Source organism: Clostridioides sp. ES-S-0049-02, assembly GCF_020658465.1.
Classification (GTDB): Bacteria; Bacillota; Clostridia; order Peptostreptococcales; family Peptostreptococcaceae; genus Clostridioides.
Genome location: NZ_JACVWG010000004.1, coordinates 106622 through 121357 on the forward strand (window position 1 = coordinate 106622; position 14736 = coordinate 121357).

At 28.4% G+C, this 14736-nt stretch carries 14 protein-coding genes; 13 read left to right on the forward strand and 1 reads right to left on the reverse strand.

Features of this window, described 5'->3' with window-relative positions; all coding sequences use genetic code 11:
- Window positions 1–169 precede the first annotated feature (169 nt).
- The 8 genes from IC213_RS11750 (at window position 170) to IC213_RS11785 (ending at window position 7507) form a co-directional block, all read left to right on the forward strand.
- Entirely contained in the window at window positions 170–1198 is a 1029-nt protein-coding gene (locus IC213_RS11750) for an NlpC/P60 family protein (protein ID WP_227483535.1), read from the forward strand.
- Window positions 1199–1489: 291 nt separating this feature from the next.
- Window positions 1490–2410: an aspartate carbamoyltransferase gene (gene pyrB / locus IC213_RS11755; protein ID WP_227824859.1), complete on the forward strand. Its 921-nt coding sequence runs from the start codon at window positions 1490–1492 to the stop codon at window positions 2408–2410.
- A 40-nt stretch (window positions 2411–2450) separates the two neighbouring features.
- Window positions 2451–3143 (forward strand): dihydroorotate dehydrogenase electron transfer subunit, encoded by a 693-nt coding sequence (locus tag IC213_RS11760; RefSeq protein WP_227434608.1) that lies wholly within the window; start codon window positions 2451–2453, stop codon window positions 3141–3143.
- Window positions 3136–4038, forward strand: coding sequence for a dihydroorotate dehydrogenase (locus IC213_RS11765; protein ID WP_227434609.1), 903 nt, complete (start codon window positions 3136–3138; stop codon window positions 4036–4038). The genes IC213_RS11760 and IC213_RS11765 overlap by 8 nt, the downstream gene beginning before the upstream one ends.
- A 93-nt stretch (window positions 4039–4131) precedes the next feature.
- On the forward strand, window positions 4132–4716 hold the full coding sequence (pyrE, locus tag IC213_RS11770; RefSeq protein WP_227434610.1) for an orotate phosphoribosyltransferase: 585 nt from the start codon (window positions 4132–4134) through the stop codon (window positions 4714–4716).
- Window positions 4717–4935: 219 nt separating this feature from the next.
- The gene (locus IC213_RS11775; RefSeq protein WP_227831437.1) at window positions 4936–5862 is read left to right on the forward strand and encodes a ketopantoate reductase family protein; all 927 of its coding nucleotides are present in this window, start codon (window positions 4936–4938) and stop codon (window positions 5860–5862) included.
- A gap of 87 nt (window positions 5863–5949) precedes the next feature.
- Complete coding sequence (locus IC213_RS11780) at window positions 5950–6459, forward strand: hypothetical protein (protein WP_227863099.1); 510 nt, start codon at window positions 5950–5952, stop codon at window positions 6457–6459.
- Window positions 6460–6772: 313 nt separating this feature from the next.
- Entirely contained in the window at window positions 6773–7507 is a 735-nt protein-coding gene (locus tag IC213_RS11785; protein WP_227831435.1) for an MBL fold metallo-hydrolase, read from the forward strand.
- Between the two features lie 236 nt (window positions 7508–7743).
- Here IC213_RS11785 and IC213_RS11790 read toward each other — a convergent pair whose 3' ends face one another.
- Window positions 7744–8640: a LysR family transcriptional regulator gene (locus tag IC213_RS11790; protein ID WP_227483533.1), complete on the reverse strand. Its 897-nt coding sequence runs from the start codon at window positions 8638–8640 to the stop codon at window positions 7744–7746.
- Between the two features lie 190 nt (window positions 8641–8830).
- Here IC213_RS11790 and IC213_RS11795 point away from each other — a divergent pair, with 190 nt between their 5' ends.
- The 5 genes from IC213_RS11795 to groL all read left to right on the forward strand — a co-directional run bounded on the left by IC213_RS11795 (window position 8831) and on the right by groL (window position 14679).
- Window positions 8831–9862 carry a YeiH family protein gene (locus IC213_RS11795; RefSeq protein ID WP_227434615.1) on the forward strand — a complete coding sequence of 344 codons (1032 nt, stop codon included), beginning with the start codon at window positions 8831–8833 and terminating at the stop codon, window positions 9860–9862.
- Between the two features lie 293 nt (window positions 9863–10155).
- A complete protein-coding gene (locus IC213_RS11800) occupies window positions 10156–11031 on the forward strand; it encodes a DNA-3-methyladenine glycosylase family protein (RefSeq protein WP_227834951.1) in 876 nt (291 codons plus the stop codon).
- Window positions 11032–11050: 19 nt separating this feature from the next.
- On the forward strand, window positions 11051–12541 hold the full coding sequence (gene cls, locus IC213_RS11805) for a cardiolipin synthase (protein WP_227434617.1): 1491 nt from the start codon (window positions 11051–11053) through the stop codon (window positions 12539–12541).
- A 192-nt stretch (window positions 12542–12733) separates the two neighbouring features.
- Window positions 12734–13018 carry a co-chaperone GroES gene (gene groES, locus IC213_RS11810; RefSeq protein ID WP_227434618.1) on the forward strand — a complete coding sequence of 95 codons (285 nt, stop codon included), beginning with the start codon at window positions 12734–12736 and terminating at the stop codon, window positions 13016–13018.
- Between the two features lie 32 nt (window positions 13019–13050).
- Entirely contained in the window at window positions 13051–14679 is a 1629-nt protein-coding gene (gene groL, locus IC213_RS11815; protein WP_227434619.1) for a chaperonin GroEL, read from the forward strand.
- The last annotated feature ends 57 nt before the right edge of the window (window positions 14680–14736 follow it).

Below are 14736 nucleotides of genomic sequence, written 5' to 3' on the forward strand. Positions count from 1 at the left end.
ATTATTTATTAATATAATGATACTATAAAAGTTATATAAAGAGGTTTACAAAAAAGTTACAGATAGAGCTTTTATTAATGTATTGTGTATTAGTATTTTATCCTTAGGTACTCTTCACCTACAAAATAGAATCATAAGATAATTATGGGAAAATTTTAGGAGGTTTATCGTGAAGAAAAAGATATTAATACCAGTATTTGCATCAGTTATGGCATTATCAGTAAGTTCAATTGTAAATGCAGATGAAATAAATGATTCATCTCAAAATAAAGATGATAAAACAAATACTGAATTAAATTTAGGCGAATATAAAGAAGTAAAATATAAAGTTGCAAGAATAAAAGATGGAGTAGCTATAAAGATAAGAGAAGAAGGTCAAGTTCAAAATATAGCTTATTCTGGAGACGAATTTACAGTTCTAGGAATTCAAGGAGAATGGGTTAAAGTTAAAGTTGAAGATGGCGAAGGTTGGTTAGCTACTAGATATGTAGATATATCTGAAGGGGTAGGATATACTAACGCTGATAAAGTAAACTTAAGAAAAGATAAAAGTGAAAATTCAGAAGTAATTGGAGAGCTAGAAAAAGGAAGCTCTTTATTGGTTTTAGAGGAAAATGGAGATTGGTTGAAAGTTAAAGATGGAGAAACAGAAGGATATGTAAAATCATCTTATGTAACTGATAAAGCTCCAGTAATAGAAGAACCGCAAGTAGACCAAAATGTTACTCAAAATGGAGATTCTACAAACACAAATAACACTCAACAAAACAACACAAATAATAATCAACAAAATAATAATTCAAATGTGCCAACAGCTAACTCTAATGCAGTTCAAGCTGTACTTAATTTGGCTTATTCTAAGCAAGGTTGCCCATATGTTTGGGGAGCAGAAGGGCCAAATACTTTTGACTGTTCAGGATTCACACAATATGTATACAGAAATGCAGTAGGAAAGAAGATACCAAGAACATCTAAGGCACAATCTAATTATGGACAAACTGTAAGTAAGGCAAATTTACAGCCAGGAGACTTAGTATTCTTTACAACTAATGGTTCTGGTTCTGTTAGTCATGTTGGTATATATGTAGGTGGAGGTAATATGATACATTCACCATCAACAGGAAAAACAGTCCGTGTAACTAGTATAAATTCAGCATACTATACAGCGAGATTTGTTACAGCAAAAAGAATCTTATAATCGATTTGTACTATAACAAATTGATAAATACATAAATACAAATGCTCTATATTATATTTAATTTAATCAGGAAATATAAAATGATTATATGTTAAATGCAATATAGAGTGTTTTTGTATTATCTTAAATTTTGATGTGGACTTATATTAATATTACTATTAAATAGTATTCTTTCCAGATAATGATTATTTGCGCAATACCTTGACAGGATAAGGTAAAGGTGATAAGCTACTAACAGTACAAAAATACTTTTAATTTTAGTTCAGAGAGGCTAAAAAAGGAGGACGAAAGATGTTAAAATCAAGAAATTTAATCCAACCAGAAGACTTTTCTATAGAAGAAATAGATGAAATATTAGAATTAGCTCAAAAAATAATTGACAATCTGTCAAAATATTCTCATATATGTGAAGGTAAACTATTAGCTACATTATTTTATGAACCATCAACAAGAACAAGATTAAGTTTTGAATCTGCTATGAACAGACTAGGAGGTCGTGTCGTAGGTTTTTCAGAGCCAAATTCATCATCTGCATCAAAGGGTGAAACTTTAGGTGATACGATGAGGATAGTATCTAGTTATGTTGATATAATAGCTATGAGACACCCTCAATCAGGTGCAGCTACAGAAGCATCAAAATTTACAGAAGTACCATTTATAAATGCAGGAGATGGCGGAAATCAGCATCCAACCCAAACACTTACAGATTTACTTACTATAAAATCATTAAAAGGAACTTTAGAAAATCACACAATAGGATTATGTGGTGATTTAAAATATGGAAGAACTGTACATTCTTTAGTTAAGGCTATGGCGAGATACAAAAATACTAAGTTTGTATTTATAGCACCTGAAGAACTAAAAATGCCAGACTATATAAAAGAAGCTATAAAGGGACATGCTTACTATGAAACTAATAATTTAGATGATGTTATAGGAAGTTTGGATGTTTTATATATGACTAGAATTCAACAAGAAAGATTTGAAGATAAATCAGAATACGAAAGACTAAAAAACTATTATATTTTAAATAAAGCTAAATTAGAAAAAGCATCTGAAAGTATGTTAGTAATGCATCCACTACCAAGAGTAAATGAAATAGATGTTGATGTAGATACAGATGATAGAGCTGTTTATTTTAAGCAAGCTAAATATGGAATGTTCGTTAGAATGGCATTAATAATAAAGCTTCTAGGTGTAAATGAAGGTTAGTAGTTACATTATATAATAGTGAAGTAAAGGAGATTTTGGGATGTATAAAATTCTAGAAAATATATACATAGGTGAAGATATGTATAGAATGAAAGTAAAAGGCGCTTTTGAAGGTAAGATGGGGCAATTTTATATGCTAAGAGCATGGGATACTTATCCAGTCCTTTCAAGACCTATAAGTATACATGATATAGATGAAGAAGGTATAACTTTTCTTTATAAAGTAGTAGGAGAAGGAACTCAAATTATTAGTAATTTAAAAGTAAACGATACTATAAAACTAGAGGGTCCTTATGGAAATGGATATAGTAAAGTTGATGGAAAAGTAGCTCTAGTAGGTGGTGGAATCGGTATAGCACCATTATATTTAGTTGCTAAAAACATAAAAGACTGCGATGCTTATCTTGGATTTAGAGAAGATGTTATATTAGAAAATGAATATAGAGAAGTTTGCAATGAGGTATATACAACAGTAGGAAATAAGTTTGTAACAGACATAATTGATGTAGAAAAATATGACTATATATTAACATGTGGGCCAACTCCAATGATGGAAAAATTGGTTAAAATGGTAGAAGGTACTAAAACAAGGATTATGGTGTCACTTGAAAATCATATGGCATGTGGAGTAGGAGCGTGTTTAGTATGTACATGTAAGACTACTAAAGGAAATAAAAAAACTTGCAAAGACGGTCCAGTATTTTGGGGAGAGGACGTGATTTTTAATGGCTAATTTAAACGTAAAATTTGGAAATATTGATTTTAAAAATCCAGTAATAATGGCGTCTGGGACTTTTGGATTTGGAAGAGAATATAATGAAATTTATGATATACAAAAACTTGGTGGTATAAGTAGTAAAGGTCTTACTTTAAATAAAAAACCTGGTAACAATGGTATGAGAGTTCATGAGACGCCATCAGGTATGATGAACAGTGTTGGACTTGAAAATCCTGGAGTTCAAGGATTTATAGACAGTGAACTTCCTTTCTTCAGTGAGTTAGATTTAGTTAGAATTGCTAATGTTGGAGGTGGAACATTAGAAGATTATCTACTTGGGGTTAAGCTGTTAAATGATAAACCTATAGATATTATTGAATTGAACATATCTTGTCCAAATGTCAAAGCAGGAGGAATGGCTTTTGGTATAAAAAATGAAGTGGCAAGAGAAGTTGTTCGTGAGGTAAGAAACGCAACTAAACTACCTCTAGTAATAAAATTATCACCTAATGCTGAAGATATTGTGGGTATGGCAAAAGTTTGTGAAGAAGAAGGTGCTGATGGAGTATCTTTAGTTAATACTTTTAAAGCAATGGCAATTGATATAAAAAATAGAAAGCCAGTATTTGAAAATGTATATGCTGGATTATCTGGACCAGCTATAAAGCCTATAGCTCTTAGAATGGTACATGAAGTTTGTAAAAATGTAAATATACCAGTAATGGGAATGGGTGGAATAACTAAAGCTACAGATGCGATAGAATTTATAATGGCAGGAGCTACTTGTATTCAAGTTGGAACTGCAAATTTCATGAATCCTAAAATTGGGCTTGAGATAATAGATGGAATCAATGAATTTATGGATAGAGAAGGAATAAAGAATTTAGAAGAAATAAGAGGAATTATATAGGTTACAGGTATGACAAATAAGTACAATTAAAGCAAAGAATATAAATTAAAATAAATATAATTTTATAATATTTAACATGGAGGAAAAAATAATATGAGTAAAGTAGATGTAGTAGATATATTAAAGAAAAGTGATGCATTATTAGAAGGACATTTTTTATTATCTTCAGGAAAGCACAGTAACAGATATGTGCAATGTGCAAAGCTATTAAGATTTCCAGAGTATGCAGCTGAGGTATTAAATACAGTTGTTGAACAAATAAAAGATTTAGATATAGACTTAGTAGTTGGTCCAGCTATGGGTGGAGTAGTAGTTTCTTATGAGCTAGGAAGACAATTAGGAAAAGAAGCTATATTCACTGAGAGAAAAGATAATACAATGGAGTTAAGAAGAGGATTTGAAGTTAAAAAAGGTGCAAAGATAATAATTGCTGAAGATGTTGTTACTACTGGTAAGTCAACTATGGAAACAAAAAGAGTATTAGAAGCGTTAGGTGGCGAAGTTATAGGTGTCGCTTGTATAGCTGATAGAACTAATCATGACATAGGTATGCCTATATATAGTGCAATAAAACTTGATATTCAAGTTTATGAAGCTGATGAATGTCCTTTATGTAAAGAAGGAAAATTACCAGTTGTTAAACCTGGAAGTAGAGAATTTAAAGAATTAGGAATGTAATAACCAATTAATTAAATTTAACATTATTTTAGTAAATACAAATTTTTTTACTAAATAAATATCAATTTAAATATATAAATAAGATATAATAAACAGCTAGCTTTCATTTAAAAAGCTAGCTGTTTTTTGTTAAAAATATATTTACAAAACAGTAGCTGGTAGCAGTACAATATAATTATAAGATAAAAAATTATTATATATATTGGGGAGGGTTTCGGTATGAGTAATCAATTAAAGAAAAATCAAAAAAAGGTTGTATTTTTTGGTGTTGGTGCTGTTGGAGCTACCTTTGCAGAACAATTTTTAAATTCTAAATATGATTTTAAAATTCTTTGTGACCAAAAAAGAAAAAAAAGATATTTAGAAGAGGGTTTTATAATAAATGGAAAAAGATATGACTTCGATTATATAACTAAAGATGAATATAAACAAGAAGCTGATTTTATAATTATAGGTTTAAAATATAATAACCTAAAAGAAAATATAGAAGAGTTAGATGGATTAGTTGGAAAAGATACAGTACTAATGTCTTTACTAAATGGAGTTAATAGTGAAGAGATAATAGGAGAAAGATTTGGAATTGAAAAAATGGTATATTCATATGTAACAAATATAGATGCAAAAAAAATAGAAAATAATATTATACATACTACAGATGGAATAATTGTATTTGGAAATAAAGATAATAGTGAAGATAGAAAAACAGATATAATAACTGAAGTTTTTGATAGTGTAAATATAGAATATGTATTATCAAAAAATATTCAACGAGACATGTGGTGGAAATACATGGTTAATATTGGGGTGAATCAAACTTCAGCTATACTTGGCGCTTCTTATGGAGTATTTCAAGATTCTGAATATCTAAGAGAGTTAGCAAAATCTGCAATGAGAGAAGTGGTTGATATAGCTCAAGTAAAAGGTATATGCCTTACGGAAGATGATGTAGAAAATTCATTACATAGAATACTAGAACATTCAAGAGAAGGTAGAACATCAATGCTTCAGGATGTAGAGGCTCATAGACTTACAGAAGTAGATATGTTCTCTAAGAATATTTGTGAGCTTGGAAGAAAGTATAACATACCAACTCCTATAAATCAGACTTTTTTTTATATGATAAAAGTAATTGAAAGTAGATTTTAGAAAATTTTTAGAAAAAATTGAGGCTGTAAGTAAATCTGTGCAAAACAAATTTATCTACAGCTTTTTTAGTAGACATAATTGATAAAAATGGAAGCAAACTGTCTTTTAGTAGAGTATCATGAAGCAAAAGTAAAACAAGTATTCTGTGAGAAATATGATAAATATTATTCTACAAATATTTGTATATTTCTTATAGCTATATTCTCTTATTTAGGATATGAGTTTTCAGAGGTTATCCATGTGAACTATTCTATTGTATGTCTTGTTGTTGGTGTTCTTGTAACTCGTATTGGTATTGTACCAAAAGACATCTTAGAAAAAGGAAAAATCAAAGGTTTTATCAACCTGGTTGTGTTCGCAGCTGTTATTCCTTCTTTAGCAAAAGTTTCTTTGACAGGTTTAATCAGTCTTTTTGTACCAATTGTAGGTATGTTTGCAGTTTCTATTATTGATATATTCATTATGATGAAGGTGCTTCCAGGTTGGAAAATCATTGGTTCTAAACCTCTTGCTTTTGGAGTAGGGTTCTGTCAGATGTTAGGATTCCCAACAACATATTTGATGTCTAAAATAAAAATTATCTTTTATCTAAAATAAAAAACACCCAAATATGACTAAGAGTGGTTTGAAATTCAATGTTAATTTAATTTTAGAACTATCCATCTTATAATATATCAAATGCGAATTAAAAAATATTTTTAATAGCTACAACTATTGGGATTACTTATTTTTATATTAAATACTATATCATAAAATAACAAAAAAATCAAGTCGAGTAATCTCTCTATTTCAGTGATATACTAGGTTTTAATAGTTTTTTATAAATATAATGTAACTAGAGGACAATCTATGTTTTTTAATTTTTTTGATTAAATTTACCTCTAGCTCAATACTTATAAGGAGAAATATTATGAATTTAAAAAAAGGATTAGATATTTTAGAAATTCCATCAAGTATATTAGGCAAAGATAAAGTTATATATATTCCAGTAATCTATACAGAAGATGAGGTAACTCTTGTTGATACTGGACTTCCTGGTCAAGGAGATTTAATAATTGATGCTCTTAATAATAGTAATACAAGTTTTAATAAATTAAAAAATATAGTAATAACTCACCATGATATAGACCATATAGGAAATATAAAATATTTAAGAGAAAAATCTAAAAATGATATAAAGGTATATGCATACAAAAGTGAAGTCAACTATATAACAGGGGAAGAAACCCCATTTAAACTTTGCATGTTAGAACAAGAAATAGATAGTCTTAATGATAAAATGCTTGATATGTTAAATGCTATGAAATTTGGATTTAAGTCATCATATACTACAGTAGATGTATCTTTAAACAATCATGAAGTTTTAAATTTAAGTGAAGAAGTAGAGGTTATACACACAGGAGGTCATACTAGGGGTCATATATGTCTTTATTTAAAAAAATCTAAAGTACTTATTGCTGGAGATTTATTAGATATAAGAGATGGTAAACTTAGACCAGTTGATGTAATGCATAGTGATAAGCAAGAATTGATAAAAGCTATTAAAAAATTAAGTAACTATGATATAGAGGAAATAGTTTTTAGTCATGGTGGATTATATAAAAAAAACATAATGGAAACATTAAAAAATATAGTTATTGAATAATGTTACATGATTGAAAATACTATCCAGTTCTTTATGAAAAGTTTATTTAAACAATAATTAAATATGAATAGGAAAGAAACAAAAAATTTATAAATAATTACTTACTTAATATTTTGAGAATAAAAATATTACTGGAATTAGAAATTTCCAGTAATATTGAGTAAGAAAAAATATATTTACACAAATCTATAAACATTCTCAAAAAACTTATAATTTATTGTTAGCTTTAAATTATATTAATCTTTTATGCTATTTAAATTACTAAATACTTTTAACTCTTCAATGAAAATACTTGCTGCTTTTGATAAAGTTATATCTTTTGGAAAGATATATGAAAAATGTCTGTTATAGTTGCTTCCAAGTTCTATGACAGACAGTTCGTTGTTTAAAACAGGTAAGCTTGTTACGAGATTAGATACTATTGTAATTCCTAAATTATTTCTAACTGATTCTTTGACAGCATAATTACTTCCAAAGACCATCATACTTTTTGGAATAATTTCCTTAATGCTTAAAAACATATCTAAATAATCTCTAGTTCCAGAACCATCTTCTCTAACTATCCATTTTTGATTTTGAAGCTTATCAAAACTAAAATCTTTTAATAAAGGGCTATTATACGGAAGTGCTAAAACCATCTTATCTTCAAAAAAATATTCTTGCATAAATGAGGGAGAAGAACAAGTCCCTTCAATAAGTCCAATATCTAAAATATAATCCTTAACATGAGAAGATACAATGGATGTATTTTCTATGAAAATTTCTACATCTATATCAGGATACTTTTGAGAAAATAGTGCAAGAAAATTAGGAAGAATATATTCTCCAATAGTTAAACTTGCGCCAATCTTTAAACGCCCAGTTATAGCATCTGAAACCTGATTTACATCGTGATATGTAACACTTAAAAGATTTAGTATTTCCTTGGCTCTTTTATATAATATTTGTCCACTTTCTGTAATAAAAATAGTTTTCTGTTTAATAGATCTATTTATAAGTACAACCTTAAAGTAATTTTCTAAGTTTTTAATATGTTTACTTACACTTGGTTGTGATAAATTTAGGTATTCACCAGCTTTGGTGAAGTTTTTATATTCAACAACAGCAACAAATGTTTTTAATTCTTCAAACAATTTTTTACATCTCCTTTGCATAATAAAAATTTTGTATTTTTTATCAGTTACTTACAGATAATTGTAATATATACATTAATCATTAAAATTATTAATCATTACGATATTATATATTTATTTTACTTATGGTTATTACAATTATATACTATTATTGTAAAGAAAACTATATTAATTAGAAGGTAGGTATATTATGTTAAAGAATAAAAGCAGTTTTACATTAAAGAATATAAAAGAAATATTACCTGGGTTGGTTGTATCTGTATTAGTAGGTTATATTAGTATATTTATTTCAACATTAATACCTAAAGTAGGAGCAGCATCAATTTCTATATTTTTAGGTATGTTTGTAGGAAATTTATTTTTAAATCAGAAAGTCTTTCAAAGGGGCTATAAATTTTCAGAAACAGATTTGCTATCATATTCAATAGTATTATTAGGAGCAACCCTTAGTATATCTACTCTAATAGATTTAAAAATTTCAGGCATATTGTTTATAATATTACAAATGACAATAACAATAGTATCAGCACTTTATATAGGTAAAAAGCTAGGTTTTGGTGAAAACTTTAGATTTCTTATGGCAAGTGGGAATGCAGTATGTGGTTCTTCTGCTATAGCAGCAACAGTTCCAGTAGTTAATGCTACAGACAAAGAAAAAGGAATAGCAATAACTATTGTCAATGTTACTGGTATATTTCTTATGTTTTTACTTCCAATAATATCTCAATTCTTATATAGTCATGAGCTTGTAAAAACATCAGCAATGATAGGTGGAACATTACAATCAATTGGTCAAGTTGTGGCAAGTGGAGCTATAGTTGGGGAAAATGTAAAGGATTTAGCAACTATTTTCAAAATAGTTAGAGTAATATTCTTAGTTGTAGTTGTTTTAGTATTTGGACATTTGAAAAATAAGTCTAACAGTGAAATTATTGAAGAAGAAAAAGATGAAATAAAAAAGAAAAAAATAAATATACCATGGTATGTAATTGGTTTTTTCATAACTTGTGCACTTTTTTCAATTAATATTATACCAAAAGAAGTATCTGTATTGTGCAAAGAAATAAGTAATAAATTTGAAATAATAGCACTAGCAGCAATTGGATTAAAAGTTAATGTAAAAGACTTAGTAAGACAAGGTAAAGCAGTTTCTTTATATGGTCTATTTGTAGGAACAATACAAGTTATATCAGCGATAGTTTTGATAAAAATATTTATATAGAATAGAAGTATTGATTATAATATCAATTTACTTAATCAAAATAATATGTTATTAATAACTGATAATATAAATAAAAAATGAATTCTAATAAGTGTAGATGGGTATAAGCTTATTGGAGTTCATTTTTTATTTATAGTGAAAATTTAAAGTAAAATATTATTTTACATAATAATAACATTATAAATTTTGAAATTACTTATCTTTGTGTTAAAATAAGAAAAATGCACATATCACAGTTAAGTATTTAAGTAGATAAATAAAATAAAAATATAAATATTAAGGAGATTTTTTATATGAATGTTTATGAAAAGAATAATGTAGTTATACTAGAAGGAGTAACAGATTTTGATCCAAAACATATATTTGAGTGTGGTCAATGTTTTAGATGGCATAAGCAAGAAGATGGCTCATACACAGGAGTTGCAAAAGGTAGAATATTAAATGTAAAAAAAGAAGATGATAAAGTATATTTAAATAATACAAATTTAGAGGAGTTTAATAGCATTTGGTATAATTACTTTGATTTAGGGACTGATTATACAGAAATAAAAAACAATCTAAAAAGTATGGATGAATATTTAAATAAAGCTACTGAATTTGGATGGGGAATAAGAATTTTGAGACAAGATGGATGGGAAATGCTTATATCATTCATAATTTCTTCTAATAATAGAATTCCTATGATACAAAGAGCTATAGAAAACTTATCAAAAAGTTTTGGTAAATACATAGGTGAGTATGAAGGTAAAGAATACTATGCATTTCCAACACCAGAAGAGTTAAATAAAGCCTCACAAGAGGAAATAAGAGCATGTCAAACAGGTTTTAGAGACAAGTACATAAAGAGTACTACACAGGCAGTTATAGAAAATAATTATAAGGTATCTGAATATGTAAATTTAAGTACAGATGATTGTAGAAAAGAGCTTTTAAAATTTAATGGAGTAGGTCCAAAGGTATGTGATTGTATTGCGTTATTTGGTATGCAAAAATATGATTCTTTTCCAGTTGATGTGTGGGTTAAGAGAGTTATGCAAGAGTTCTACATAAATGAAGATATGAGTTTACCTAAAATGAGAACTTATGGGATTGATAAATTTGGAGAAATGTCTGGGTTTGCACAACAATATCTATTTTACTATGCAAGAGAGTTGGGTATAGGAAAATAGACTTAAGGGGGAAGGAATTATGGGAGTGATAGGCACAATATTTCTGTTCTATTTAATTATATCATATCTAGCTGGAGCCATAATTTCTGTAATTATATTACTTGAAAATAGAGATCCTGCAAAAACCATGTCTTGGTTATTGATGTTTATCATATTTCCTGGGATAGGGTTAATTATATATGCTATTTCGGGTAGAAATATTAGAAAACGAAAATTATTTAAAACTCAAAAACTAGCTAATAATATAAAAGAAAAGAAACTTTTTGATACATTAGAAAAGATAACAGAAATTGTTGAACTAGAAAAAGAATCTATAAGGCAAAATAAGCTTTTAAGAGATGAGGAAGATGGTAGCTATAGAAAAAGAGTCATAAGTATGCTACTAAAGACTGGGATGTTTCCATTTACTAAGAACAATAAAGTAGATGTTTTTGTAGATGGAAATGAAAAATTCAAGAGACTTATAGAAGATATAAGAGAAGCTAAAGACCATATTCATTTAGAGTACTTTATAATCAAAGACAGTGAAATAGGTAGGGTGTTAAAAGAAGAGCTTATAAAAAAAGCTAAGGAAGGTATTAAAATAAGAATTTTATATGATGATGTAGGGTGTTGGAGATTTTGGTTTAATAGAAAATTTTTCCGAGAAATGAGAGAAGTAGGTATAGAAATAGCAGCTTTTTTACCTACAAAATTCCCTATAATAGGAGGAAAGTTAAACTATAGGAATCATAGAAAAATTGTTGTTATTGATGGAATAATTGGATATACAGGTGGAATAAATATAGGAGATGAATATTTAGGAAAAAATGAGAAGTTTGGGTATTGGAGAGATACTCATATTAGAATTAAAGGAATTTCTGTATATATGCTTCAAATGACATTTTTGATTGATTGGTACTATACAACAAAAGAGGTTTTAGTTACTAAAAATTACTTTCCAAGTGTCGGAAATATAGGTGAGAGTATGATACAAGTTGTAGCTAGTGGACCAGATAGTGATTGGGAAGACATTCATTATGCTTATTTTTCTGCTATATGTCAAGCTAAACAAAGTGTTTATATAGAGACTCCATATTTTATTCCAGATGAGAGTCTGCTGAAAGCTATAAAAAGTGCTGCGCTTAGTGGTGTAGATGTAAGAATAATATTTCCTAAAATTGCAGACCACAAAATAGTTAATATAGCATCTTATTCATATTTTGAAGAAATATTAAGAGCAGGTGGTAAAGTTTATTTGTATAAAAAAGGATTTATACATTCCAAAGTCGTAATAATAGATGATAAAATTGCTTCTGCAGGTACAGCAAATATGGACCTAAGAAGTTTCATGCTTAATTTTGAAGTAAATGCTTTTATCTATGATGAAGATGTTATTAAAGTAATGACAGATGATTTCTATGAAGATTTAAGTCATTGTGAAGAACTTAATTTAGAGGTATTTAAGAACAGAAATATTGTACAAAAAATTAAAGAATCTGTAGCCAGATTGTTTTCACCAATATTATAAAAAATTATTAAAAAAGGTATTGAAAATTATGTGTGATTGGTATATTATAATAATTGTTAGCACTCTAGTAGATAGAGTGATAATAAATAAAAAGTATATATATAAATCTACATATAAAAGTAGTATTAATTTAAAAATAACTAAAAACATAGGCAAACTAGTCTATACTTAATATTTTAGGAGGCGTGAATAATGAAAATAAGACCATTAGCTGACAGAGTAGTAATTAAAAAAGTGGAAGCAGAAGAAAAAACTGCAAGTGGAATAGTTTTACCAGGAGCAGCTAAAGAGCAACCTCAAATAGCTGAAGTTGTAGAAGTTGGACCAGGTGGGATAGTTGAAGGAAAAGAAGTAAAAATGGAATTAGCAGTTGGAGACAAGGTTATATTCCAAAAATATTCTGGAACAGAAGTTAAAATAGAAGGACAAGAGTATACAATACTAAGACAAAGTGATGTATTAGCTGTTATTGAATAAATATAGAATAAATTTATTAGGAGGGGTTTAAAATGGCTAAAGAAATTAAATTTTCAGAGGAAACAAGAAGAGCTTTAGAAGCTGGTGTAAATAAATTAGCAGATACAGTAAAAGTAACATTAGGACCTAAAGGAAGAAATGTTATATTAGATAAAAAATTTGGTTCTCCACTTATAACTAATGATGGTGTAACTATAGCAAAAGAAATAGAATTAGAAGATAGATTTGAAAATATGGGTGCTCAGTTGGTTAAAGAAGTAGCAACTAAAACTAATGATGTAGCTGGAGATGGTACTACAACTGCTACAGTTTTAGCACAAGCTATAATCAGAGAAGGTTTAAAAAATGTAACAGCAGGTGCTAACCCAATACTTTTAAGAAAAGGAATACAAAAAGCAGTAACAGTAGCAGTAGAAGAATTAAAAAATCAATCAAGAATAGTAGAAACACAAGAAGCTATATCTCAAGTTGCTTCTATATCTGCTGGTGATGAAGAAGTTGGAAAATTAATAGCAGAAGCTATGGAAATAGTAGGTAAAGATGGAGTTATAACTGTTGAAGAATCTCAAACTATGAATACTGAATTGGATGCTGTTGAAGGTATGCAATTTGACAGAGGATTTGTTTCTGCATATATGGTTACAGATGTAGACAAGATGGAAGCAGTTTTAAATGACCCATATATATTAATTACTGATAAAAAAATATCTAACATACAAGAGCTATTACCAGTTCTTGAACAAATAGTTCAACAAGGTAAAAAGCTACTAATAATTGCTGAAGATGTAGAAGGTGAAGCATTATCTACATTAGTTGTTAATAAATTAAGAGGAACATTTGATGTAGTAGCAGTTAAAGCTCCAGGATTTGGAGATAGAAGAAAAGAAATGCTTCAAGATATAGCTATACTTACAGGTGGTCAAGTAATATCAGAAGAATTAGGATATGATTTAAAAGAAGCTGATTTATCTATGTTAGGTAGAGCTTCATCTGTTAAAGTAACTAAAGAAAATACTACAATAGTAGATGGTTCTGGAGATAAAAAAGCTATAGAAGATAGAGTAAATCAAATCAAACATCAAGTAGAGCAAACTACTTCAGATTTTGATAGAGAAAAATTAATGGAAAGATTAGCTAAACTTGCTGGTGGAGTAGCTGTTGTAAAAGTTGGTGCTGCTACAGAGGTTGAGTTAAAAGAAAGAAAATTAAGAATAGAAGATGCTCTTAATGCAACTAGAGCTGCTGTAGAAGAAGGAATAGTAGCTGGTGGAGGAACTGCTTTTGTTAGTGTTATACCAGCAATAGGAACACTAGTTGAGAGTTTAACTGGAGAAGTTAAACTAGGTGCTCAAATAGTTAAAAAAGCATTAGAAGAACCATTAAGACAAATAGCTATAAATGCTGGTCTTGAAGGTGCTGTAATTGTACAAAATGTTGTTAACGCTGAAGCAGAAACTGGATTTGATGCTTTAAATGAAAAATATGTAAATATGATAGAAGCTGGTATAGTTGACCCAACTAAAGTTAGTAGAAGTGCTCTACAAAATGCTGCATCAATAGCAAGTACTTTCTTAACTACTGAAGCTGCTGTTGCTGACCTTCCTGAAAAAGAAGATGTAGGAATGCCAGGAATGGGTGGCGGTATGCCAGGAATGATGTAATCTTAAAATATTTAAAAATATAAATTTTAAGATATAGAACTATTTTGACTTAGATTT

Coding starts and splice junctions, on each gene's coding strand:
- pyrE (WP_227434610.1), top strand. CDS start 4,132: ATGAGTAAAGTAGATGTAGTAGATATATTAAAGAAAAGTGATGCATTA.
- IC213_RS11760 (WP_227434608.1), top strand. CDS start 2,451: ATGTATAAAATTCTAGAAAATATATACATAGGTGAAGATATGTATAGA.
- IC213_RS11800 (WP_227834951.1), top strand. CDS start 10,156: ATGAATGTTTATGAAAAGAATAATGTAGTTATACTAGAAGGAGTAACA.
- IC213_RS11765 (WP_227434609.1), top strand. CDS start 3,136: ATGGCTAATTTAAACGTAAAATTTGGAAATATTGATTTTAAAAATCCA.
- groES (WP_227434618.1), top strand. CDS start 12,734: ATGAAAATAAGACCATTAGCTGACAGAGTAGTAATTAAAAAAGTGGAA.
- cls (WP_227434617.1), top strand. CDS start 11,051: ATGGGAGTGATAGGCACAATATTTCTGTTCTATTTAATTATATCATAT.
- IC213_RS11780 (WP_227863099.1), top strand. CDS start 5,950: ATGGAAGCAAACTGTCTTTTAGTAGAGTATCATGAAGCAAAAGTAAAA.
- IC213_RS11775 (WP_227831437.1), top strand. CDS start 4,936: ATGAGTAATCAATTAAAGAAAAATCAAAAAAAGGTTGTATTTTTTGGT.
- pyrB (WP_227824859.1), top strand. CDS start 1,490: ATGTTAAAATCAAGAAATTTAATCCAACCAGAAGACTTTTCTATAGAA.
- IC213_RS11795 (WP_227434615.1), top strand. CDS start 8,831: ATGTTAAAGAATAAAAGCAGTTTTACATTAAAGAATATAAAAGAAATA.
- IC213_RS11785 (WP_227831435.1), top strand. CDS start 6,773: ATGAATTTAAAAAAAGGATTAGATATTTTAGAAATTCCATCAAGTATA.
- groL (WP_227434619.1), top strand. CDS start 13,051: ATGGCTAAAGAAATTAAATTTTCAGAGGAAACAAGAAGAGCTTTAGAA.